The 21,116-nt window shown below is 46.8% G+C and carries 18 protein-coding genes and 1 pseudogene; 14 read left to right on the forward strand and 5 right to left on the reverse strand.

Features of this window, described 5'->3' with window-relative positions; genetic code table 11:
- Positions 1-64: 64 nt before the first annotated feature.
- The 6 genes from R7P80_RS19130 to R7P80_RS19155 all read left to right on the forward strand — a co-directional run bounded on the left by R7P80_RS19130 (position 65) and on the right by R7P80_RS19155 (position 7,381).
- On the forward strand, positions 65-1,525 hold the full coding sequence (locus tag R7P80_RS19130; protein ID WP_215810421.1) for an aldehyde dehydrogenase family protein: 1,461 nt from the start codon (positions 65-67) through the stop codon (positions 1,523-1,525).
- A gap of 69 nt (positions 1,526-1,594) precedes the next feature.
- Positions 1,595-2,584, forward strand: a complete 990-nt coding sequence (locus tag R7P80_RS19135; RefSeq protein ID WP_225491852.1) for a membrane dipeptidase — start codon at positions 1,595-1,597, stop codon at positions 2,582-2,584.
- A 109-nt stretch (positions 2,585-2,693) separates the two neighbouring features.
- A complete protein-coding gene (locus tag R7P80_RS19140; RefSeq protein ID WP_005390956.1) occupies positions 2,694-4,295 on the forward strand; it encodes a BCCT family transporter in 1,602 nt (533 codons plus the stop codon).
- 101 nt (positions 4,296-4,396) lie between these two features.
- Complete coding sequence (locus R7P80_RS19145) at positions 4,397-6,133, forward strand: hypothetical protein (RefSeq protein ID WP_054701341.1); 1,737 nt, start codon at positions 4,397-4,399, stop codon at positions 6,131-6,133.
- Complete coding sequence (locus tag R7P80_RS19150) at positions 6,130-6,861, forward strand: DUF3726 domain-containing protein (protein WP_053307776.1); 732 nt, start codon at positions 6,130-6,132, stop codon at positions 6,859-6,861. The genes R7P80_RS19145 and R7P80_RS19150 overlap by 4 nt, the downstream gene beginning before the upstream one ends.
- A 142-nt stretch (positions 6,862-7,003) precedes the next feature.
- The gene (locus R7P80_RS19155) at positions 7,004-7,381 is read left to right on the forward strand and encodes a nuclear transport factor 2 family protein (protein ID WP_318086861.1); all 378 of its coding nucleotides are present in this window, start codon (positions 7,004-7,006) and stop codon (positions 7,379-7,381) included.
- Positions 7,382-7,463: 82 nt separating this feature from the next.
- On the opposite strand, the gene R7P80_RS19160 is transcribed toward R7P80_RS19155, so the two are convergent.
- Together R7P80_RS19160 and R7P80_RS19165 are read right to left on the reverse strand one after the other, a co-directional pair.
- A complete protein-coding gene (locus R7P80_RS19160; protein WP_054701342.1) occupies positions 7,464-8,459 on the reverse strand; it encodes an ABC transporter substrate-binding protein in 996 nt (331 codons plus the stop codon).
- 142 nt (positions 8,460-8,601) lie between these two features.
- Complete coding sequence (locus tag R7P80_RS19165) at positions 8,602-10,836, reverse strand: hypothetical protein (RefSeq protein WP_225491850.1); 2,235 nt, start codon at positions 10,834-10,836, stop codon at positions 8,602-8,604.
- A 422-nt stretch (positions 10,837-11,258) separates the two neighbouring features.
- Between R7P80_RS19165 and artP the strand changes: the two genes are divergently transcribed.
- From artP to R7P80_RS19190, 5 genes are all read left to right on the forward strand, one after another.
- Positions 11,259-11,987, forward strand: coding sequence for an arginine ABC transporter ATP-binding protein ArtP (artP, locus tag R7P80_RS19170; RefSeq protein ID WP_102970230.1), 729 nt, complete (start codon positions 11,259-11,261; stop codon positions 11,985-11,987).
- A gap of 88 nt (positions 11,988-12,075) precedes the next feature.
- Complete coding sequence (locus R7P80_RS19175) at positions 12,076-12,819, forward strand: arginine ABC transporter substrate-binding protein (RefSeq protein ID WP_054701344.1); 744 nt, start codon at positions 12,076-12,078, stop codon at positions 12,817-12,819.
- Position 12,820: 1 nt separating this feature from the next.
- Positions 12,821-13,510 (forward strand): arginine ABC transporter permease ArtQ, encoded by a 690-nt coding sequence (gene artQ / locus R7P80_RS19180; RefSeq protein ID WP_005388570.1) that lies wholly within the window; start codon positions 12,821-12,823, stop codon positions 13,508-13,510.
- Complete coding sequence (gene artM / locus R7P80_RS19185; protein ID WP_005388569.1) at positions 13,507-14,175, forward strand: arginine ABC transporter permease ArtM; 669 nt, start codon at positions 13,507-13,509, stop codon at positions 14,173-14,175. Before artQ ends, artM begins: the two co-directional genes overlap by 4 nt.
- A gap of 138 nt (positions 14,176-14,313) precedes the next feature.
- Positions 14,314-14,886: a protocatechuate 3,4-dioxygenase gene (locus tag R7P80_RS19190; protein WP_054701346.1), complete on the forward strand. Its 573-nt coding sequence runs from the start codon at positions 14,314-14,316 to the stop codon at positions 14,884-14,886.
- Between the two features lie 9 nt (positions 14,887-14,895).
- On the opposite strand, the pseudogene R7P80_RS19195 reads toward R7P80_RS19190, so the two are convergent.
- Positions 14,896-15,734: pseudogene (locus tag R7P80_RS19195) on the reverse strand (LysR family transcriptional regulator).
- 118 nt (positions 15,735-15,852) lie between these two features.
- On the opposite strand from R7P80_RS19195, the gene R7P80_RS19200 reads away from it, so the two are divergent.
- Complete coding sequence (locus tag R7P80_RS19200; RefSeq protein WP_054701350.1) at positions 15,853-16,500, forward strand: glutathione S-transferase family protein; 648 nt, start codon at positions 15,853-15,855, stop codon at positions 16,498-16,500.
- An 84-nt stretch (positions 16,501-16,584) separates the two neighbouring features.
- Here R7P80_RS19200 and R7P80_RS19205 read toward each other — a convergent pair whose 3' ends face one another.
- On the reverse strand, positions 16,585-17,256 hold the full coding sequence (locus tag R7P80_RS19205; protein ID WP_005388562.1) for a type 1 glutamine amidotransferase domain-containing protein: 672 nt from the start codon (positions 17,254-17,256) through the stop codon (positions 16,585-16,587).
- Between the two features lie 117 nt (positions 17,257-17,373).
- Here R7P80_RS19205 and R7P80_RS19210 point away from each other — a divergent pair, with 117 nt between their 5' ends.
- Positions 17,374-18,258 (forward strand): LysR family transcriptional regulator, encoded by an 885-nt coding sequence (locus R7P80_RS19210; protein WP_005388553.1) that lies wholly within the window; start codon positions 17,374-17,376, stop codon positions 18,256-18,258.
- A 59-nt stretch (positions 18,259-18,317) separates the two neighbouring features.
- Here the strand turns inward: R7P80_RS19210 and R7P80_RS19215 are convergent, their stop codons facing one another.
- Positions 18,318-19,979, reverse strand: a complete 1,662-nt coding sequence (locus R7P80_RS19215) for an electron transfer flavoprotein-ubiquinone oxidoreductase (protein ID WP_225491849.1) — start codon at positions 19,977-19,979, stop codon at positions 18,318-18,320.
- 138 nt (positions 19,980-20,117) lie between these two features.
- Between R7P80_RS19215 and R7P80_RS19220 the strand changes: the two genes are divergently transcribed.
- On the forward strand, positions 20,118-21,083 hold the full coding sequence (locus R7P80_RS19220; protein ID WP_017821214.1) for an electron transfer flavoprotein subunit alpha/FixB family protein: 966 nt from the start codon (positions 20,118-20,120) through the stop codon (positions 21,081-21,083).
- Positions 21,084-21,116: the final 33 nt, after the last annotated feature.

Here is a 21,116-nt window from a genome sequence, read left to right on the forward strand (position 1 = left end):
GAACAATTAGAGATCAGTGAGTGGGTGGCTTGCCATCACAAATCGGAAGAACAAGGAAAGAACCATGACTTTTATTAACAATGTTCAAGCAGAAAAATCCCTCTATATAGCAGGTGAATGGCAATCGGGCATGGACACCATCGCCAATATTAACCCTTCTGATATCAGCGAAAACATTGGCGATTTCGCACAAGCGAGTGTGTCGCAAGTAGAGCAAGCGATTCAAGCGGCTAAATCAGCGCAGTCAGAGTGGGAAAAAACACCAATCGAGCGCAAACAAGCAGTGTTGCAAGCGATTGGTGATGAGCTCATTGCACGATGTGACGAATTGGGTACCTTGCTTTCGCGTGAAGAAGGTAAGCCATTTGCTGAAGGTCGAGGTGAGATTTACCGTGCTGGCCAATTCTTCCAATACTTTGCTGCTGAGGTACTGCGTCAAATTGGCGATAACGCTGCTTCCGTCCGTCCAGGTGTCTCCGTTGAAGTTACTCGCGAAGCCGTCGGCGTTATCGCCATTATCTCTCCTTGGAACTTCCCAACAGCAACAGCGGCTTGGAAAATCGCGCCAGCACTTGCGTTTGGCAACAGTGTCGTCTGGAAGCCTGCCAACCTAACTCCAGCGAGTGCCGTTGCACTGACTGAGATTGTCCATCGCCAAGGTTTACCTGCTGGCACGTTTAACCTCGTTTTGGGTAGCGGTTCGCAAGTCGGTAATACCCTTATTAATTCGAAGGAAGTGAACGGCGTGAGCTTCACTGGCTCTGTGGGCACTGGCCGTAAAGTTGCAGCGGCAACGGCACCAAATTTTGTGCGTTGTCAGCTAGAGATGGGTAGCAAAAATGCGCTCGTAGTGGCAGATGATGCAGACATTCAGATTGCTGTCGAAGCGACAATCGCAGGCTCATTCTCGGGTGCAGGTCAAAAGTGCACCGCGTCTTCTCGTCTTGTGGTTATGGACGGAATTCACGACGCGTATGTTGAGGCGCTAATCAAACGCATGAGCGAACTTAAAGTGGGTCACGCTCTAGAAGAGGGCGTATTCATGGGCCCTGTTGTTGATGGTAACCAGCTGAATGCGAACTTTGAGTGGATCGAAAACGCACGCCAAGCAGGCGCGGAGCTGGCTTTCGGTGGTGAGCGTCTGAGCCTAGAGCATGACGGTTACTACATGTCACCAACTCTGTTTTTAAATACACAGAATGGCTGGGAAGTGAACCAAGAAGAAGTCTTTGCGCCAATGGCGAGCGTGATTCGCGTTTCTGATCTGGATGAGGCAATTGCAGTCGCGAACGATACGCGCTTTGGCCTGACAGGCGGCATTATCACGCAAAGCCTGCGCAATAGCGCGATCTTCAAACAGCAAGTCCAAACGGGCTGCGTCATGGTTAACTTGCCAACTGCGGGTACAGATTATCACGTGCCATTTGGTGGTCGTAAAGAATCTAGCTTTGGTCCTCGTGAGCAAGGTCAGTACGCCAAAGAGTTCTACACCGTGGTGAAAACCGCTTATCAGCGTCCTTACTAAGATCGGCAGGGTAACTGATGGTGTCAGCTGCCCGCACGAAAAGGCTAAGAAATTGTTTAAGGAGTGGTTATGTACCAACAACGGATTGTGATTGACGGATTGCAGTACTGCAATTGGGATCGAGAGTATTTCCAAACGCTTAAGGCGAGTGGCATTACCGCCGTTCATGCCACCATCGTCTACCACGAAACTGCGCGCGAAACCTTAACGCGTTTTGCTGAGTGGAACTTGCGCTTCGAGCAAAATGCGGACCTCATCATGCCTATTTATTCAATGGCAGATGTAGAAAAAGCCAAAGCAGAAGGCAAAGTCGGCATCTTCTTCGGCGCGCAAAATTGCTCACCTATCGATGATGAAATTGGTCTGATTGAAGTGATGCGCCGCCAAGGTCTGCTGATCATGCAACTGACCTACAACAACCAAAGCTTACTGGCGACAGGTTGTTACGAACCAAACGATTCCGGCGTAACTCGCTTTGGTAAGCAAGCGATTGAAGAGATGAACCGAGTCGGGATGATCATTGATATGTCCCACAGCGCGGAGCGTTCGACGTTGGAAGCTATCGAGCTCTCTTCGCGTCCAATTTGTATCAGCCATGCTAACCCGACATTTGCGCATGACGCACTGCGCAACAAGTCCAACACCGTGATCAAAGCACTGACGGAGCGCGGTGGTTTGATTGGATTCAGTTTATATCCATTCCATTTGCCAAATGGCAGCCAGTGCACTCTGGATGATTTCTGCCAGATGGTAGCGAAAACCGCAGACATGTTTGGCGTCGACCATTTAGGCATCGGTAGTGATCTGTGCTTAAACCAGCCGCAACAAGTGTTGGAGTGGATGCGCAACGGTCGTTGGTCAAAAGCGATGGATTACGGCGAAGGTTCGGCAAGTAACTCGGGATGGCCAGATGCGCTGCCATGGTTCTGCGGCAGTGCAGGGATGGAGAACATCTACAACGGATTAATGCGTCACGGATTCAGTGAATCTGAGGCAGGAAAAATATTGGGTGAAAACTGGTTTAACTTCCTCAAAGAAGGATTAGAGCCTATTTCATAGTACACCCAAAATTAGGAACCGCCTGCCTACATAACAACAATACGGCAGGCGTAAAACTCACATTTGTAGCCAGTCTTTGGCAGCTGCAAAGAACCTCTGGAGCCAGAGTATGTCTGATTTAACCAATAGCATGAAAGCTTCCACGATGAGCGTGTCATCGGGCAAGTCAAAAGCAACACACAACACATCAACAACAGAAAACACGACGGACAAATTAGGACTGAATAACCCGGCCTTTTGGTATAGCGGTGGTTTTATCGCGTTGTTCGTTGCTATTGCACTTTATGACGGCGAGTTGTTATCTACGATCGTTAACGCCGGCTTTGGCTGGGCAGTTCAGGTGTTTGGTCCTTACTGGCAGTTACTGCTGCTTCTCACTTTTCTTATTGGTCTTGGCTTGGCTGCAGGGCGAACAGGCAAGGTGATGTTGGGCGGGATTGCAAAACCAGAAATGGATTCTTTCCGCTGGATGGCGATTATTTTCTGTACCTTATTGGCTGGTGGTGGTGTTTTTTGGGCCGCGGCTGAGCCTATCGCGCATTACGTTAGCCCACCCCCTTTGTACGGCGCGCAAGATAACCCGCAGCAAGGTGCGGTGAATGCGTTGTCGCAATCCTTTATGCACTGGGGCTTTCTGGCTTGGGCGATTGTAGGTAGCTTAACTTCCATCGTGGTGATGCACCTGCATTACGACAAAGGTTTACCACTAAAACCCCGTATTTTGCTTTACCCAGTCTTGGGCGAACGAGCACTTAAAGGCCAACTCGGTGCATTGATTGACGCGTGCTGCATTATCGCGGTAGCCGCGGGCACCATCGGGCCAATTGGGTTTTTAGGCTTGCAGGTTAGCTACGCGTTAAATGCGCTGTTTGATATTCCTGATGGCTTTACCACTCAGCTTATCATCATCTTGTTTGCGATTGCTCTTTACACCTTGTCAGCACTCAGTGGATTAAGCCGAGGCATGCAACTGCTTAGTCGTTACAACGTGATTCTGGCAATGGCATTGATGGTTTACATCCTGTTTTTTGGCCCTACGAATTTTATCTTTAACGGATACATTCAAGGTGTAGGGAGCATGCTGGATAACTTTATCCCAATGGCGACCTACCGTGGTGATGAAGGTTGGCTAAGCTGGTGGACAGTATTTTTCTGGGGCTGGTTCCTGGGTTATGGTCCGATGATGGCAATTTTTATTGCGCGTATTTCCCGTGGTCGAACTATCCGCCAAGTCATTTCCACCATCAGTATTGTGGCTCCGTTAACCACCTGTTTTTGGTTCACGATTGTGGGCGGCTCTGGCCTAGCGTTTGAAATTGCTGAACCGGGCAGTGTGAGTGCGGCGTTCGAAGGCTTTAACCTGCCAGGTGCTTTGCTTGCGGTGACTCAGCAACTACCAATGCCAATGCTGACTTCAATTCTATTTCTGATTTTAACCACGATCTTCATCGTCACGACGGGCGACTCAATGACCTACACAATCAGTGTCGTGATCAGTGGTGAAACGGAGCCGAATGCGATCATCCGTACCTTCTGGGGCGTAATGATGGGTGTGACGGCACTAATCCTGATTTCTCTTGGCTCTGGTGGCATCTCTGCACTGCAATCTTTCATTGTGATTACCGCGGTTCCGGTTTCGCTGATTCTGTTACCGTCACTTTGGAATGCGCCGCAAATCGCAATCAAAATGGCGAAAGAGCAAGGGCTATAACAATTATCTAATTCAAACAACGTGGAGCTTGTGCGGGTGTTTTCCTCCTGCATCCGCACAAACCCTAGTATTCTTACAATAACAAATAGGTGGTGAGCAAAATGGATGCACATCGTTCTACTTATACGGAAGCAACTATGCGCGATGCAGCGATTGTCATGGCAGCCGAAAGGCTTGGCGCAATGCACCAAAACCGAATCAGCTTTGTTCGCAGTCTGATTCGTAATATGGCAAGCCAAAACTGGCAAGTAACCAAGCATGAGTGGCAGCTTTGTCCTCGTGGTTATGGTCATGTGATTTACAAATTGACCACGCCAGAGCACGTTTATCATTTGGTGGTATTCTGTGAAGAAATTGCCGACGACGAGCGTAATGATCGCGTAATTGCTGAAAAGTGGGACGTCACATTTGCACTGGTTCAAGGCGATGTTGATGTTACTTTGTTGGAAAGATTGCGAGAAAATGTACCGCTGCAAGAAGCGGGACGTAATCCAAACAACGTACTTGTTCTTGCTCGCGCAAACAAAAGTGTGCGCGTGTTTGAGCACATTGTTAGCGCTCTTTCTCAAGGCGAGCAGCCTGAGCCGAAAGAGTTAGCGGAAGTGGGTTATATCCTGCGTACCACAGCTGTTTATGGTAACGGAAAGTTTGGTATCGCCGATTTCAAACTGTTAGAGAACAACTCAGATTTCAGCCAGTCTTTTAGTGCGCAAATGTGTGCAGTATATATGTTGCGTGAATTCAGCCTAGATTGGGTGCACTATCTGGCACTTCAACAAGGTGGCGACAACGCGGTGGCTTTGCATCGTGGCTTGCAGCGCTACCTTGGTGTCGGCAATGCTACTGGCTTAGGCATGGCTCCATACTTGATTAATCATCCGTGTATTGTTGACCAATGGATGACCTCTCGTGAACGTGCGGTAGCGCGAGTCTTTGCGATGCCATGTGAAGCGTCGTTCCATGCTCCTTTGCAAGGATTGCTGCAAAAAGCACAGCGTCATTTAGAGCAAGTCATCACCATCAATGAACATCAAGACAGGCTCAATCATCAAGCGATAGCAGACATCAAACAACTGCTATCGAAGCTAACAACGTTAATGGCATTACATCCGAACTGGGCGAGTTTGGTCGAGCATAAGAAAACAATGAGTGTGGAAGCCCAAGAAATTCTCACCTCTTGCTTGATCGAACTCTACCCATCTTTAGTGGATGAATTTGCTAGCCAAATGAATACGGATGAAACGTTATCTATTCCGGGCGGGAAAAAGATCCAAGATTTACTGGAAGTGTTGCAAAGCAAGTACCGCTGGGCGATTGATGCGGATTACTCACTAGCCGAGAACAACTACTGGTTCTGGTATCGCTCACAAGATAAAGAAGAGCCAAGGCTTGGTGTTCGCGGGGAAGAGGCTGGAGAAGAAAAAGAACTGCCGCTTGATATCGGCAGACAAGTGAATCGCTTGTACCAGGCCTTGCTTGACTGTGATGTAGAAATGTCCGTAGCAGAGTTTCTATTGCAAAAACCGGCTTATCGTTCGATCACACGTCGCGTATGGACGCTAGGCAACCGTGCGATGGGGGATATTCAAATGAATGTGCTGCGTAAAGATGCGTTACCAATGCACTTACTGCGCTGTAAATTGGCGATCTTTGGCGCGACTAAGTTTGATCCGCGCTCGGATCGTTGGGTTCGAGTAACTTTCTTCCAAGGTGCGCCGTTGTTAGATGAAATTCACGACCCTAAACTGGCAGACACATGGATTTTCCCTAGCATGCCGCCACGTGACGAAATTGCGCAAAGTGATAATCAAAAAATCAGTGGAGGATTTGCATTATGATCGTCTCTCACAACGAATTGGTGGCCGCGGTTAATAAGGCATTTCTTGGCATGCGCCGTCACTGTGGTGAGGCGGATGTCATTGCGAACATGGTGGCGGACTTGCAAATGGTTGGCTTACATGGAGTTCGTCATTTTAATAACGCCAGTCTGTTTCTTGGGTTAGATTCAGACTGCGCCGTATCGGTGACCAACAGTACGCCGTCAAACATAGAGGTAGAACTGCACAACGGGAGTGTAGCGTGTCATTTACCCGCTGTGTTGGATTTCGCACTTGAGAAAATGATTAACCGTAAGTCGATTACTATCACGTTGACGCAGTGCCATAACCGTTGGCTAGGTTTTAGTGAGTTGTTGAAGCTCTCTGCAAAAGGCATTGCGTGCCGTGCACAATGGGTCAATGGCTCTAGTCCCAAGCGAACGCTTTATGTGTTAAACCGTGGACGAATCGCGCCAGAAGTCTTTTTCTCGGATCAGTTTGATGGGCATGATACGGATTTGCATAGTATGGTTATCGAGCTCTCCGTGAACGATTTCGATATCGAGAAAAGTGCACAAGGGTATACCACCCACATTGAAGGAGATGAGTTAAGCCGCACGCAACAAGCTTCTTGGCAAAATGGTATCTTTGTCGAAGACCAAGAATGGGAAACACTGAAACAAACCGCAACCGCGTTGCTGGTGGAGAACAGTGAGCGTTCTATGCTCGGTGCTGGTGGTGTGGTTTAAGCGATGAAAGGCGATGATTCCAAGTAGAAGTGATGAAGGCTGCTGTTTAGCGGCCTTTTTTGTGCGCGATGTTTGGTCACTTCTGAAGTTCAAAGACTATGATTACCGTTATCCGCAAGATGGAGCAACACAGGTAAGAAAAATGGATCTGCAAGAGAATAAAAGAAATGCCATTGCGTTTTACGAAACCGCCTATAGAGGTAATCCAAGAAAGGCCGTTGAAGACTACGTAGGTGATGAGTACATCCAGCACAATCCATTAGTTGGAAATGGCCCCGAGGCTTTTATCGAGTATTTTGAGCGGATGCAAAACGAGTATTCCAATAAAGATATTACGTTTGTGCGAGCCATTGCTGAAGGGAACTTGGTGGCACTACACACTCACCAAACATGGCCTAATGATATTGAATACGTGACGATGGATTTCTTTCGTTTTGATCATAATGGGAAGATTGTTGAACATTGGGACGCTCTGCAAGAGATTCCTAAAGAAACATTGAATGGTCACACCATGTATTAACGAGTCGTTGATTAGTCTCCCATGCCGTTTATTCAAACGGTATGGGAGGCTAAATGATTTGTGGCACTCGAAGTATTAATCATCAAAGCGCTTTTTCGATTCTCACCGCGACGTCTTCAGATACCCAGCCTTTCCACAAGTCAGGGTAGGTATTAAAGAAGTAAAACATCGCTTCTTCACCGTCCGCGTAGTTATCTTCCATCCAGGCCAGCATTTCACTCATTTGCTCGTTGGTAAATCCGCGTTTCTGCAAGTACGTGAATGCTTGGGGTTCTTTGCTCGCAAACGCCTCAGTTGTTACTGTGCGAACTGGAGAAGGTGGGTACATTGTTACTTTTGGTGAAGCGCAATCAGGCTGAGTGGTACAGTTGCGATACTCTTCTAAATCTGTTCCGCTACCAAAATCCACTTTGACCATATCATACTTGCCCAATACGGGGGTCGGTGACCAGTAGTAACCAAACCAAGGCATTTTGCGATCATAGGCTTTGGCGATGGTGCCAGCTAGTGCTGCGCCAGATCCTGGGTCAACCATCTCAAAGCCGTGCTCACTTAACCCTAATGCATTAAACAAGTGACCGGAGGTGATTTGGCATGTCCAACCAGCAGGGCAGCTATAGAACGCGAACTTGTCATCATCTTCTGGGTGTTCAAATAGTTTGGCGTGCTTGATGACGCCTTCTATCGTCGCGAGTTCTGGATACTGTTTTACCAGATAGGCGGGAACCCAAAAACCTTCTTCACCACCATTGACAAGCGATTCACTAGCGATGCGCAAGCGTTTATCCGCAATCCCTTTATCAAGTGCTTCTTTAATGCCGTTTGTCCATAACTCTGGCGCAACGTCAGGTTGCCCCTTTTCAATCATAGAGGTGCCTGTAGGAACGCTATCACCAGGGATCAATTCCGCATCACACTGGTAGCCTTCATTTAAGACAAATTGGTCGATGTGCGCCATTAAGCTGGCCGAATTCCAATTCATGTCTGCGATGGTTATTTTTCCGCATTCGTCCGCATTTGCATGAGTAGATAATGCTGATAGCAGCAGAACAGAGAGCATTGAAGGTGTCGTCTTCATGTGACTGAATTTCCTTGTCGTTGTCATTTACTTCAGTATATACATCGGTTTATAAAGATTCAGTGAACAAGTTTTTTTTCAGTGACGTTAAGCATAAAAACGGCGATTTATGAAGCGTTTGGTGAGAAGGGTTTAAAGGGCGTTAATACAGCAAGAACACTCCTTCGTAGCCGCCAATCTCAATATGAGAAACATAGTCGCCGATGTTACCGTCTTGATCTACAGGTCGCATAGGCTCTGGAAGCACGATTGTCATCTTCGGTGAGGTGAAATAATCGATATTCTTACCAAAGAAATCAGTTCGATACAGAACTCGGCCTTTAGTGAATTCGCGGGCTAACACCATCTCCGTAGGACCATGCACCACCACCATATCGTCTGAGTGATACGCAAAGTACGTATGGGTTGGTAACAAATCGATAGCGCCATTGGGCAAGTCAGGATGAGCCACTTTGCTCATAGAAGCATCTCCAATCACCGTGTAATCGGCAGGATAGGGCGTGCTGGTGGACATCATTACCGGAGTCGCCTGATACCCCTCTGGTATTTGATTGGCAGGCTCTCCCAAATCAACGGCAAGCAAGGTGCTAGGTTGATAAGCAATATTCATTGGTACGCCTGCCTTCCAGAAGTTGTCACTTGTTGTGTTATTACTTCCATATAAGTAGCCATTGTTCCACTGATTAAAGTAAATGCGCTCAGGGTGATAGTTTAAGTAGAACACCGCTAGTGCAGAGTATTGGTCCTGTTTCCAGTTATCCTCAGTGTTGCCAAAGTATTGAACTCGACCATAACGCGTGGTCGCTTGATAAATCACTTTCTGACCCGCTTTGGCGAGTGCAGAGTTATCCCAAAATTTAGCCAAGCCAGCATAGCCACTAAAGCCGGTAGCAGGGAAAAGGTAGTGCTCGCGCAAGTACAAGGAGCCAGCGTTAACCAAGTGGTTTTGCCCATTACGACCGAATAAGTTTGCCGTACCTATGTTGAGGCCAATTAACGCATCTTCATCCAGCGTTGCCAGTTTATTCAAGAACGCCGAGAATTGCGCTTTGTAAGCATCGTCAGCAGCTTGGCTACCCGCCACCAAACCAAGTTCATCCACTGTGCCTCCGGAATATATGTAGAACTGATTTGCACCGAGTAACTTATTCGTATCGTCGTTGTACGCACCATTTAAACCTTGTTTCGCCCATTCAGCTTGGTAATAGTGGCGCATTGTATTGGTAAAAACGGGATTACCGAGATTGGTCAATGCCCAAGAAGAGGTTTGATTCCACATACGACCAAATGGAATAACCCGTGACTCCCAACGAAATCGTGCCGTTGCATTCTTATTCGAACGGTTTTTGTATTCATTCCAAGAAAGATAATTGTCTTGGTTTCGATCTGCAGATTTGTCGAAGCCACGAATTTTACGCCAGCGTTGAATGGTTTGGCCTTCCGGTGTCTCCGTTGGTGCTCCTGAGATATTGACGGCAGGGAAGCTATTTTTGAGTTGAATGTTTTCGAGACGTGGGCGGTTTTCTATGTTGCCGTCATGCCAAGTAATTTTCGCAAAGTAAAGGCGGCCGCCGTCGCGTAAAAAGGTGGAGCCAAAGTACTGACCGCCACCATAAGTTTTTCCGCTACCATCATGCGTTGTAGCGCGAACCCAATCCGAAGGAACAGACCAGTTTACTGTTTGGTTTTTAGTCATGTTCTCAGTTTTGTCTTTTTTAATCGCGAAGCGTTTCCATTCTGTTACCCGACCAAACGAGTCGATAGCAGAAGGGTATTCAATCGTGAAGCTGCCGCCTTGAGCAAACTGAGAGAACGTAAAGGCTAAGCGGTCGAACTTCTCTGAGTGATAGACATAGAGGGCTCCACCATTATTCGCCTGGCCAAATACATCAGCATCCCATGGCGGTGGTTGATATAGCCAAAAGCCGGCGTGGTCAGCGCTGGCGGTATAGCCAACGATCATCGGTTTTCGATTGAGTAAGGTATTTTCACCATGGCTTGGGTCGACTTCAGCTAGGATAGTGTCTTCAGAAAAGTGGAGAAAGAAATCTTCGTAGTCAATTCCATTCAGTTCTGCTTGGTTACGTATATCGTTTTCCAGCCAACCTGAGTTAAGTTCCAGCTTTTGGTTGTACATGTAACCAAGCGCTTTTACACGCTCGTTATCACTCTTATCTTTGTAAGCTCCAAACACGATATCAGCATGATCCAGTTCCCATTCACGTGTAGCCACAGCAGAGATAGGCTTATCTTGAAGATCAATACCCTGTTCATGCAATCCAGGTAACACGATTGCTGTTCTACTCCAAACGCTGGGTATAGAAAGTAAGCTCAGAGAAGCAAGTGCAATGAGAGAAAAACAATGCGACTTCAACATGGGGTTATCTCACTCATACTTAGATGACTCGAATTAAAGGCCAGAATACAAAGAGAAATTATAGTCCATTCACAAAGTCCTAATCAGGAACCCGCCGATAGAAGGCTTTACCGGAAATCGAGGGGAGCCCGGCAAAAATGAGAAGGTCTGCGTCGGGTGTAGTACGCTCAAAGACTCAAAATTCCGTCTACACAAGCACAAAAGTAACCAGAATTTTAACCTTGTTTCGATTGCCATCATATTGTTGGATTTTCATCAACAATTTCAGTTAAAACCAACTGATTAAACCAGTCATATTCTCTGTTGTATTGATTGCTTATCATACAAAAATTTAACAAAATTAATTTTTATACATTTTTATTGCATAAAAAATCCTTTTGAGTAATATAAATGCCAAGTGACAATTAATGCGGTATGTCAGCATGACTATTCAGGTAAGCGGAATCAATAAATCCTACGGTGAGACACAAGTGCTTCACGATGTCAGCTTTAAGTGTGAAAGCGGCGAAACACTGGTGTTACTTGGTCCAAGTGGTGCAGGGAAGAGCTCTCTACTACGTGTTCTTAACCTTCTTGAAGGTGCGGATAACGGCAAGCTAAACATCGCAAATGATGTTTTTGATTTCTCTACTGAAATCAAAGAGAAACAAGGTTTAGCACTTCGTCGTAAAGTAGGCATGGTGTTCCAGCAGTACAACCTATGGCCACACATGACAGTGATGGAGAACCTGATTGAGGCTCCGGTAAAAGTCGCTGGCATGGATAAAGAAGAAGCGAAGAAGCAGGCAATGCAAATTCTTGCGACGCTGCATTTGGCAGACAAAGCGGATGCATGGCCGATGCAACTTTCTGGTGGTCAGCAACAACGTGTGGCGATTGCTCGTGCATTGATGATGAAACCGGAAGTCTTGCTTTTTGATGAACCGACCGCTGCGCTTGATCCGGAAATTACTAACCAAGTCGTTAAGATTATTAAAGATTTAAGCGAAACCGGAATTACACAAGTAGTTGTGACGCACGAAGTGGATTTCGCCAAGAAAATCGCTAGCCACGTACTGTATTTAGAAAAAGGACACATCGTTGAGCACGGCACAAATGATTCGTTTTCTAACCCGCAAACCGCCCAGTTTGCTGACTACTTAAATCACTAAATCACGTTTTTAAAGTTCAGTCTATTTAACAGATAAGCTCGGCTGTCATTGCGAGTGTCAGCCCACTAAGTACACACGGAGTATTGCAATGAAAAAGATTCTACTAGCTTCACTAATCGGCCTTTCTTCTGCAACTATGGCAGCAAACGCAGCAGCACAAGAAGAGATCAAATTTGCGATGGAAGCGACGTACGCCCCATTCGAATACATGGATGAAAACAACCAAATCCAAGGTTTTGATGTGGATCTGGCGAACGCACTATGTAAAGAAATGGAAGCAAAATGCACCTTCCACAACCAATCTTTTGACAGCCTGATCCCTGCATTAAAATTCAAGCGCTACGATGCGGCAATCTCTGCAATGGACATTACTGAGGCGCGTTTGGAGCAAGTGAATTTCACGAATGCATACTATGACAACTCAGCAGCGTTTGTTTCTATCAAAGAAAAAGTGGCTGTTCAAAAAGCACTAGAAGGTAAGCGTGTTGGTGTTCAAAACGGTTCAACACACCAAAGCTACCTGATTGAACAAATGCCGGGCGTAACAGCGGTTCCTTACTCAAGTTACCAAGACGCATTCATCGATATGAAGAATGGCCGTATTGATTCTGTATTCGGTGACACAGCTGTCGTAGCAGAATGGTTCAAGAAAGAAGATAACCTAGCGTACGTGGGCGAGCACGTTACTAACCCTAAATACTTCGGTAACGGTTTCGGTATCGCAGTAAACAAAGGTAACGACGAGCTAGTGAACAAGCTGAACACGGCACTGAAAACAGTGAAAGCGAACGGCGAATACGACGTAATCTACAACAAGTACTTCGGTAAGTAATATGGCACTAACGGGTTACTCTTTATCGCTTGTTCAAGCTAGTTGGATGACTGTCCAGCTAGCCTTCACAAGCCTTTTAGTCGGTTTGATTCTGGCAGTGGTATTCGCCAGTGGTGAAATGTCTCGCCGCGTTTTCGTTAAATGGCCAATGACGGCGTTTGTGACGATTGTACGTGGCTTGCCAGAAATCCTTGTCGTGTTGTTCATCTATTTTGGTTCGACGCAGGTTCTGTTTTTAATCACCGGCGACTTTATTGAAGTTAGCCCGTTCTTGTCTGGCGTGGTGGCGTTGTCATTGATCTTCGCTTCCTACGCTTCTCAAACTCTACGTGGCGCATTAAAAGCCGTTGGAAGAGGGCAGAGAGAAGCAGCAAGTGCACTCGGCATCAGTCAAGCACACGCTTTCGTTCGCATTGTTTTACCACAAGCAGTAAGACACGCACTACCAGGTTTAACTAACCAATGGTTGGTTCTGCTGAAAGACACCGCGCTTGTATCACTGATTGGCGTAACGGATTTGTTGAAGCAAGCGCAGCTAACATCTGCAGCGACGCATGAAGCATTTACATGGTACGCAACCGCTGCGGCGATTTACCTAGGCATTACTTTGATTACACAACGTGCCGTAAAACTGATTGATAAGAAGTTCTCAATTCAAGGCATGAGTATGGGACAGGAGGCTACCGCATGAACGAACAACACGTTTGGCAAATGCTGGATGGCTTAGGCACTAGCCTCCAATTGACCGCCGCTTCCTTGGTTGTGGGCTGTCTTTTAGCTTTGATGATGACGCTGACTCTGATCCTACGTACTCCGGGTTTGCATTGGGTAAGTCGTGGCATCATCACCTTGTTCACAGGTACGCCTTTGTTGGTACAGATCTTCTTGGTGTACTACGGTCCGGGTCAGTTTGATGCCGTAAGAGAAAGTGTATTCTGGACATGGTTAAGCCAACCTTGGTTCTGTGCGATGTTAGCGCTAGCACTCAATACCGCGGCGTACAGTACTCAGTTGTTCAAAGGAGCGTTTAACGCGATTCCTTCCGGTCAATGGCAAGCGTGTCGTGCATTAGGCATGAACAAAACCGCAACACTGAAAGTGCTGCTGCCATACGCCATTCGTCGCGCTGTTCCGGCTTACTCGAACGAAGTGATTCTGGTCTTCAAAGGCACGTCACTAGCAAGCACGATTACGATCATGGATCTGATGGGTTACGCGCAGCGCATTAATGCACAAACCTACGATACGTTGACGGTATTTGGTATTGCAGGTGCATTTTATTTAACGGTAAATGGTGTGCTAACTCTTATTTTCCGTCAGGTAGAGAAGAAAGCATTGGCGTTCGAAGCCGCATAACCCTTCAATCAACACTCATCATTTAGTTCCACAGTGCCTCTGCGAATGACTCTCTTGCAGGGGCATTTTTTATGTTCGTCATGGCAAATTCCTCAAGTTCCACCAAACTTAATTCAACGCAATTGCATTGGTGGCATCATGGAAAGAAGACACTTTTTAGCGCTGTGGACATTGTTGTTTGCCCCCTCTTTAAAAGCGAAAACACCAATGCGGCCGACGCCAGCACAAACAGAAGGGCCATTTTATCCGGTAGTGGATATTCCTCTTCGTCAAAACTTGATTCTGCAATCAGAAGGCTTGGTCGGTGAACCTATCGTGTTACAAGGCAAAGTCGTAGATACAACAGGAAACCCAGTTTCAGGCATCAAGGTAGAAATCTGGCAATGTGATGGGCAGGGGATTTACGATCATCCTAAGCAGCCAAATAACGATAAGTTTGATGCTCACTTTGCAGGCTTTGGCGCAGTCGAAACTCAATTGGATGGTCGCTACTTATTCCAGACTTTGTATCCTGTGCCTTACGCCTCTCGTCCGCCGCACATTCACGTTAAGTTGTGGAGGGGTAACCAAGAGCTTCTGACCACTCAATTATACTTAAAAGGCAATACTGGTGATGAATGGTGGGGTGGCAAAGCCCGTGATTATCTACAGTTTGAGACTATACGAATCGACGGGCGCTTAACGGGCGAATTTAACTTTGTGATTGGTTAGCGAATCCAGTTAAGCCATTAACTCAACCAATTGCGCCAAGCATTCTTTATCCAGTACCGGATGAGGCTCGACGCCCGTGACCAAAACGATATCCACGGAAGGCAGTGATGGCATATCGTCTAAGATCTTAAGATCTTAAGATCCTCGCTAACGCTAATACTGCCCATCGCACCGATAGCCATGCCTGAACGTACAATCGCTCGTTGTGCAGAGGCCGTATTGCAACATGCCAGTAGTTGATAAGGAGTACCACGTTTGGTTAATCCGTCTACTGCTGCCGCATGGTATTTGCAGTCGGTTTGGAATAGGGCGAGAGGGAGAGGTTGGGCTTGCTCGATGTCAAAATCAGAATGAGCAATCCACACGCCTTTGTCGCTTGCTAGCCAGTAACCTTCCTCACTGTCCGGTGCTCTTGTCACAATAGCGGCGTCTAGCTTTCCTTCATCAAGTTTTTCTCTCAAGGTGATGCTCGGCTCACTAAAGACTTGAATCGAACATGTGGGCTCAGATTGCTGTAATACGCGGATGACTTTAGGCAAGATATTGTCGTTGTAATCCTCGGGGCAACCCAAGCGAAGAGGGCGCTTGTTTTCATAACGTTTCACCTGTTTCAGCGCTTGATTGTGCAAGCTGACCAATTGCTCGGCGTGAGAGCGTAGTGCTAATCCTGCTTCACTCAATACTAGGTTGCGACCTTCTTTTTCAAACAAACTGACACTGAGTTCGTCTTCCAGTTTACGCATTTGTGCACTGAACGCTGATTGGGTGCGATTGATCTGTTTGGCTGCACGGGTGAAACTTCCCGTTTCTATAAAAGCAAGAAAGCTGCGCAACGCATCGATATCCATATCTAAAACTCATCCATCGTTTTTGTTGAAGTGTTCCATCAAAACTATCCGTTAGTCCCCTTAAATACAATCAGATATTGTGAATAGGTACTCAAAACACGAACCGCATGGAGGCGTCATGAAACTGTTTATTGCTAACCAAAACTACTCAAGTTGGTCACTGCGCGCATGGCTGATCTTTTCTCAATTCAAATTGGATGTGGAAGTCACCAAGCTCAAATTATTCACGGAAGATTTTTATAAGACCTTGGAAGGTATTACACCAACGGCTAAAGTACCGACCTTGGTGGATGGCGATGCAACCGTGTGGGATTCATTAGCGATTTTGGAATACGTTAACGAGCAATACTTACAAGGCAAAGCATGGCCAATCGACCCGGTAGAACGAGCTAAAGCACGCGCTATTGCATCAGAAATGCACTCGGGTTTCTTTAACTTAAGAAGCGAACTCCCAATGAACATCCGCGCACGCAGAAAAGTCGATCTAACGGATGGTGCGCGTAAGGATATTGCGCGTATTGATGCCATTTGGGCTGAGCAAGCCAAACTGTATCCCAACGGTTGGCTATTTGGAGAATGGTCGATAGCTGATGCTATGTATGCACCTGTGGCATTGCGTTTCCAAACTTATGGCATCGAGTTATCGGAAGGTGCCAAAGCTTACCAACAGAAGGTGCTAGCAAGTGAATCTTTACAGCAATGGTTGGAAGAGGCGAACCAAGAAACGGATATCGTAGAAGAAGATGAAGCAGGGGTAGAAGTATAAGCGCATCTTGCAATCGCCTGTAGCAAGGGAAAGCATGACAAAGCACGCTTTCCTCTTCTAGGATGGTTGTAGTTTCCGGCGCGTTTAAGCTAGGTGTTCAACAATCGCTCTGCCTACGCCGTGTGCGCTCGTTGGGTTTTGACCTGTGATGACACGATCATCCACAATTACAAACTCTTGCCATGGTTGCACTTTAGAGTAGCGCGCTGCGCTGCGTGCAAGAGATTCTTCCAATAGGAATGGGATATCGTTGATGGTGCCGAAGTCGATCTCTTCTTCGCGAGTGAAACCTGTTACTGATTTAGACGCAAGCAGCTTTTCGCCATTGCTAAGCGTGATAGGGAGAAGAGCGCCTGGACCATGACAAACTGCTGCCACAATACCGCCATCTTCATAGTGTTTTGCAGAAATCTTGGCAAAATCTTCGTTGCTCGCTAGGTCTGAAAGAAGACCAAAGCCACCCGGATAGAAGATCGCATCGTAGTTGTCACCGTTGATTTGTGATACTGGAATCGTGTTGTTGATGCGGTTCTGGAAATCATCATCCGCTAAGATTTTCTCGTTGACTGCGTCGCCTTCGATGTCGGTTCCGTACAGTGGTGCTTGCCCGCCTTTGATAGAGGCAATGTCGTAATCGAAGCCTGCACCTAGTAGCTCGCTAAGCGCATGAGTGAGCTCTGGCGCGTAAGTTCCGTTTGCTTGGTCAGTTTCACCAAGGGTCGCATGGTTCGTCACAATGATGAGTACTTTCTTCATGATGGTTTCCTTTTTGGCTTACGTATATTTGTTGAACACCTTCATACTAATTGCTAAACAAATAAGTGATAATACGATTAATTGGCAAAACATTATTGCTATATAGCAAAGGTAAGTATGGACAGTTTTGAAGGCATCAATGAGTTTGTTACGGTTGCTGAGAGCTTGGGGTTTTCTGCAGCGGCAAAACAATTAGGTTGCAGTACCAGTCACGTCAGTCGCCAAGTCACAAGACTAGAAGAGCGATTAGGTGTCGCCTTGTTAGCTCGTTCGACAAGAATGGTGAGTCTAACGGAAGCGGGGCAAGCGTATTATCAACAGTGTAAAGAGCTGGTGATTGGGCTTCAGCAAGCCAATGAACAGCTCACCACGCAGCAAACTCAATTGAGCGGTACGTTACGCGTGAGTGCCGCTGGTGCGTTTTCTGAGAACCATGTAGCGCCTGCCTTGATGGCGTTTGCCAAGCAACATCCTAATCTCACGGTAGAGATCAACTTCAATACCAGCATGGTCAACTTTATTGAAGATGGTTTCGATTTTGCCATTCGTTACGGCAGGTTGAGTGATTCAGGCTTGGTTGCGAGAAAGTTGGTGGATCGTCCCATGGCAGCAGCAGCCAGTCAGCGTTATCTCGATGAACATGGTTTACCAACGCACCCTGAGCAACTCAAGCGTCATAGCTGCATTATTGCCAATAAGGACGTTTGGTTGTTTGAAAAAGACGGCAAGCCTTTAGATGGCGTAAAGGTGCAGGGCAGATGGAAGAGCAATAACGCACACACGGTCTTGCAAGCCTGTGCGGAAGGGTTAGGCGTGGCTTACTTACCCAAGAGCAGTTTCAACGATGCTATTTCGTCTGGTCGCTTGGTGCCAATCCTAGAGCCCTATTGGGGAAGTGGTAACAGCAGCTGGATTGTTTATCAGAATCGTCACTTTTTGCCACTACGAGCGCGATTAGCTATCGATTTTTTACTTGATCATTTTGCCGATTGGCAGGAGTAAGAAGGTTCTGCCAATCGGTTTATTTATCCATTTGTTAGACGGTCAATATACTAACGTATCTACATGTTTTGATAGCTTGGTCCGCCGCCACCCTCAGGTGCTTTCCATGTGATGTTTTGCGATGGATCTTTGATGTCACAGGTTTTGCAATGAACGCAGTTGGCGGCATTTATCTGAAACTTCAACTTATTGTCCACTTCCACCACTTCGTAAACCCCAGCGGGGCAATAGCGCTGACTCGGTTCGTCATACATACCTAAATTCACATCAATTGGAATGTGAGGGTAAGTCAGAACAAGGTGACAAGGTTGATTCTCTTCGTGCTGTGTTCCCGACAAAAATACCGACGAAGGCTTATCAAAACTGATTTCACCATCTGGTTTTGGGTATGCAATTGGGTGGCACTCTTGTTTAGGTTTTAACTGCTCATGATCGTGCGAATAGTCCTTGATAGACCAAGGTAACGGCTTCTTAACCAGTGGTTGCCACAGGTTGTGTTCAAAAGTCGAAAGAGCACCGCCCAGTATGCTGCCAAACTTATGAATGTTCGCACCAAAGTTACGCGTTTCAGCGAGTTCGTCATACAACCATGATGGTTCAAACAACGACTGGTAGTCTGGCTCAGAAGCTCCAGTTTGTCGGGCCGTATGTACCGCTTCTGCTGCAATGATTCCGGATTTCATTGCTGTGTGGCTGCCTTTAATTTTAGCAACGTTCAAAGTCCCCGCATCACAACCAATCAATAAACCGCCAGGGAATTGCTGTCTCGGCAGAGAGGAAAGTCCACCTTTCGCAATGGCTCTTGCGCCGTAAGCGATGCGCTGAGCACCTTTCAAATGTGGTTCAATAGCAGGATGGTGTTTAAAGCGTTGAAATTCGTCAAACGGGCTCAAGTAAGGATTGCTGTAATTCAAGTCGACAATAAGCCCCACGGCGATTTGGTTGTTCTCCATGTGATAGAGAAAACCGCCGCCTGTGGTATTTGTTTCACTCAAGGGCCAGCCAGCGGAGTGGATAACACTGCCAGATACATCCTTACTGTCAGTGGGCAACTCCCATACCTCTTTTAGGCCAAGCGCGTAGTGCTGTGGTTGCTTTCCTGCGTCTAGGTCGAACCTTTGAATAAGTTCTTTACCCAGATGTCCGCGACAACCTTCAGCAAAAAGGGTGTATTTTGCCCTTAGCTCGATACCTGGTTCAAAGTTAGGTTTGGCCTGGCCGTTCTTATCTAGTCCCATATCGCTCGTGTTAATGCCTGTCACGGCGCCAGTCTGATCATAATTGATGCTTGCAGCGGCAAAGCCCGGAAAAACTTCCACCCCAAGATTTTCTGCTTGGTTAGCGAGCCAACGGCAAAGGTTGGCAAGGCTAATTACGTAATTATTCTCGCCATTTATCATTGGACGCGGTGTAAGGAAGTGGGGAACGCGAATATGGTTTTGTTCAGTAGTAAGATAAAGGAAATCATCTCGTTGAACTGAGGCTGCTAGCGGGGCGTCCATTTCTTTCCAGTTGGGGAAAAGCTCATCTAAGGCACTAGTTTCAAAAACAGCGCCAGATAAAATATGTGCGCCCACTTCTGAGCCTTTTTCTACAACGCAAATTGAAAGTGCGTCACCTTCACTGTCTTGGCTGAGTTGAGCTAGCCGACAAGCGGCGCTTAAGCCTGCAGGTCCGGCCCCCACGATCACGACATCAAACTCCATGCACTCTCGTTCCATCTCTATGCTTCCTTTCTATTATCGTCATCTGCGTGACAGGTTTTTGGTTTCTATACAGAAAACTATAGCTCAGTTGACGTTAACGTGAAGTGGACTAAGCTCAAGTAATGGATCTGACGTGTTATATGAGGCATGACCATGGAAGACCGACCATTAGCAACACTTGTGCTCGCAGAGCATGACAACCAATCGTTGGCTGTAGGGACGCTGTGTGCAATTAAAGCGGCATTTGAGATTAAGGATGATGATAAATCGCTTCCTGTTTCTGTGTTGCTTATTGGTTATCAGTGCCAATCAGTTTTGGATGAGTTGAATTGTGTTCAAGGTGTTGCAGAAATTATCTGGGTTGATGCGAAGGGATATGAACATGGATTAGCGGAAAATATCGCACCTTTGATCTCACAAGTAGCCAAAAACTACTCACACATTCTTTCTCCTGCCAGTACATTTGGTAAGAATGTGATGCCTCGTGTGGCGGCGTTGCTTAATGTTGGTCAACTTTCTGACGTGATGACAATCGAGTCTATCGATACGGTGATTCGTCCAATTTATGCTGGAAATGCATTGGCGAGAGTCACGTCGAATGACCCCTATAAAGTGATGACCATAAGAAGTACGGCTTTTGATGCCGCAGAGCTATCTGACACGCCAGTTGTCCCTAAGCTTACTCAAGTCGACACGGTGATTATCAATAAACTTAGTGAGTTTGTTTCGCAACAAACGCCAGAAAGTGAGCGACCAGAATTGCCAGCGGCTAGAGTAGTGGTGTCGGGTGGTCGTGCATTCGGGAGTAAAGAGAAGTTTGTTTTAGTAGAACAATTGGCTGACAAGCTAGGTGGAGCGGTAGGGGCGTCACGAGCGGCGGTCGATGCGGGCTATGTGTCTAATGACCATCAAGTCGGGCAAACCGGCAAAATTGTTGCACCGGAGTTATACATTGCCGTCGGAATTTCTGGCGCGATCCAGCATTTGGCGGGAATGAAAGATTCCAAGGTGATTGTTGCAATTAATAGCGACCCTGATGCGCCTATTTTTGACATTGCAGATTATGGATTGGTCGACGATTTGTTTGTGGTAATGCCTGAGCTGTTAGAGAAGCTGTAGATATAGTCTTGCTTCCTAAAACAAAAGGCTTCC

Origin of the sequence: Vibrio sp. 2092 (genome assembly GCF_033339635.1) — a bacterium.
In the GTDB taxonomy this organism is placed as follows: Bacteria; Pseudomonadota; Gammaproteobacteria; order Enterobacterales; family Vibrionaceae; genus Vibrio; species Vibrio alginolyticus.

Excerpts from the sequence above, each read along its gene's own strand:
- artP (WP_102970230.1), top strand. The coding sequence starts at position 11,259 with ATGACTATTCAGGTAAGCGGAATCAATAAATCCTACGGTGAGACACAA.
- artM (WP_005388569.1), top strand. The coding sequence starts at position 13,507 with ATGAACGAACAACACGTTTGGCAAATGCTGGATGGCTTAGGCACTAGC.
- R7P80_RS19200 (WP_054701350.1), top strand. The coding sequence starts at position 15,853 with ATGAAACTGTTTATTGCTAACCAAAACTACTCAAGTTGGTCACTGCGC.
- R7P80_RS19220 (WP_017821214.1), top strand. The coding sequence starts at position 20,118 with ATGGAAGACCGACCATTAGCAACACTTGTGCTCGCAGAGCATGACAAC.
- R7P80_RS19210 (WP_005388553.1), top strand. The coding sequence starts at position 17,374 with ATGGACAGTTTTGAAGGCATCAATGAGTTTGTTACGGTTGCTGAGAGC.
- R7P80_RS19190 (WP_054701346.1), top strand. The coding sequence starts at position 14,314 with ATGGAAAGAAGACACTTTTTAGCGCTGTGGACATTGTTGTTTGCCCCC.
- R7P80_RS19155 (WP_318086861.1), top strand. The coding sequence starts at position 7,004 with ATGGATCTGCAAGAGAATAAAAGAAATGCCATTGCGTTTTACGAAACC.
- R7P80_RS19165 (WP_225491850.1), bottom strand. The coding sequence starts at position 10,836 with ATGTTGAAGTCGCATTGTTTTTCTCTCATTGCACTTGCTTCTCTGAGC.
- R7P80_RS19150 (WP_053307776.1), top strand. The coding sequence starts at position 6,130 with ATGATCGTCTCTCACAACGAATTGGTGGCCGCGGTTAATAAGGCATTT.
- artQ (WP_005388570.1), top strand. The coding sequence starts at position 12,821 with ATGGCACTAACGGGTTACTCTTTATCGCTTGTTCAAGCTAGTTGGATG.
- R7P80_RS19135 (WP_225491852.1), top strand. The coding sequence starts at position 1,595 with ATGTACCAACAACGGATTGTGATTGACGGATTGCAGTACTGCAATTGG.
- R7P80_RS19145 (WP_054701341.1), top strand. The coding sequence starts at position 4,397 with ATGGATGCACATCGTTCTACTTATACGGAAGCAACTATGCGCGATGCA.
- R7P80_RS19160 (WP_054701342.1), bottom strand. The coding sequence starts at position 8,459 with ATGAAGACGACACCTTCAATGCTCTCTGTTCTGCTGCTATCAGCATTA.
- R7P80_RS19130 (WP_215810421.1), top strand. The coding sequence starts at position 65 with ATGACTTTTATTAACAATGTTCAAGCAGAAAAATCCCTCTATATAGCA.
- R7P80_RS19215 (WP_225491849.1), bottom strand. The coding sequence starts at position 19,979 with ATGGAACGAGAGTGCATGGAGTTTGATGTCGTGATCGTGGGGGCCGGA.
- R7P80_RS19140 (WP_005390956.1), top strand. The coding sequence starts at position 2,694 with ATGTCTGATTTAACCAATAGCATGAAAGCTTCCACGATGAGCGTGTCA.
- R7P80_RS19175 (WP_054701344.1), top strand. The coding sequence starts at position 12,076 with ATGAAAAAGATTCTACTAGCTTCACTAATCGGCCTTTCTTCTGCAACT.
- R7P80_RS19205 (WP_005388562.1), bottom strand. The coding sequence starts at position 17,256 with ATGAAGAAAGTACTCATCATTGTGACGAACCATGCGACCCTTGGTGAA.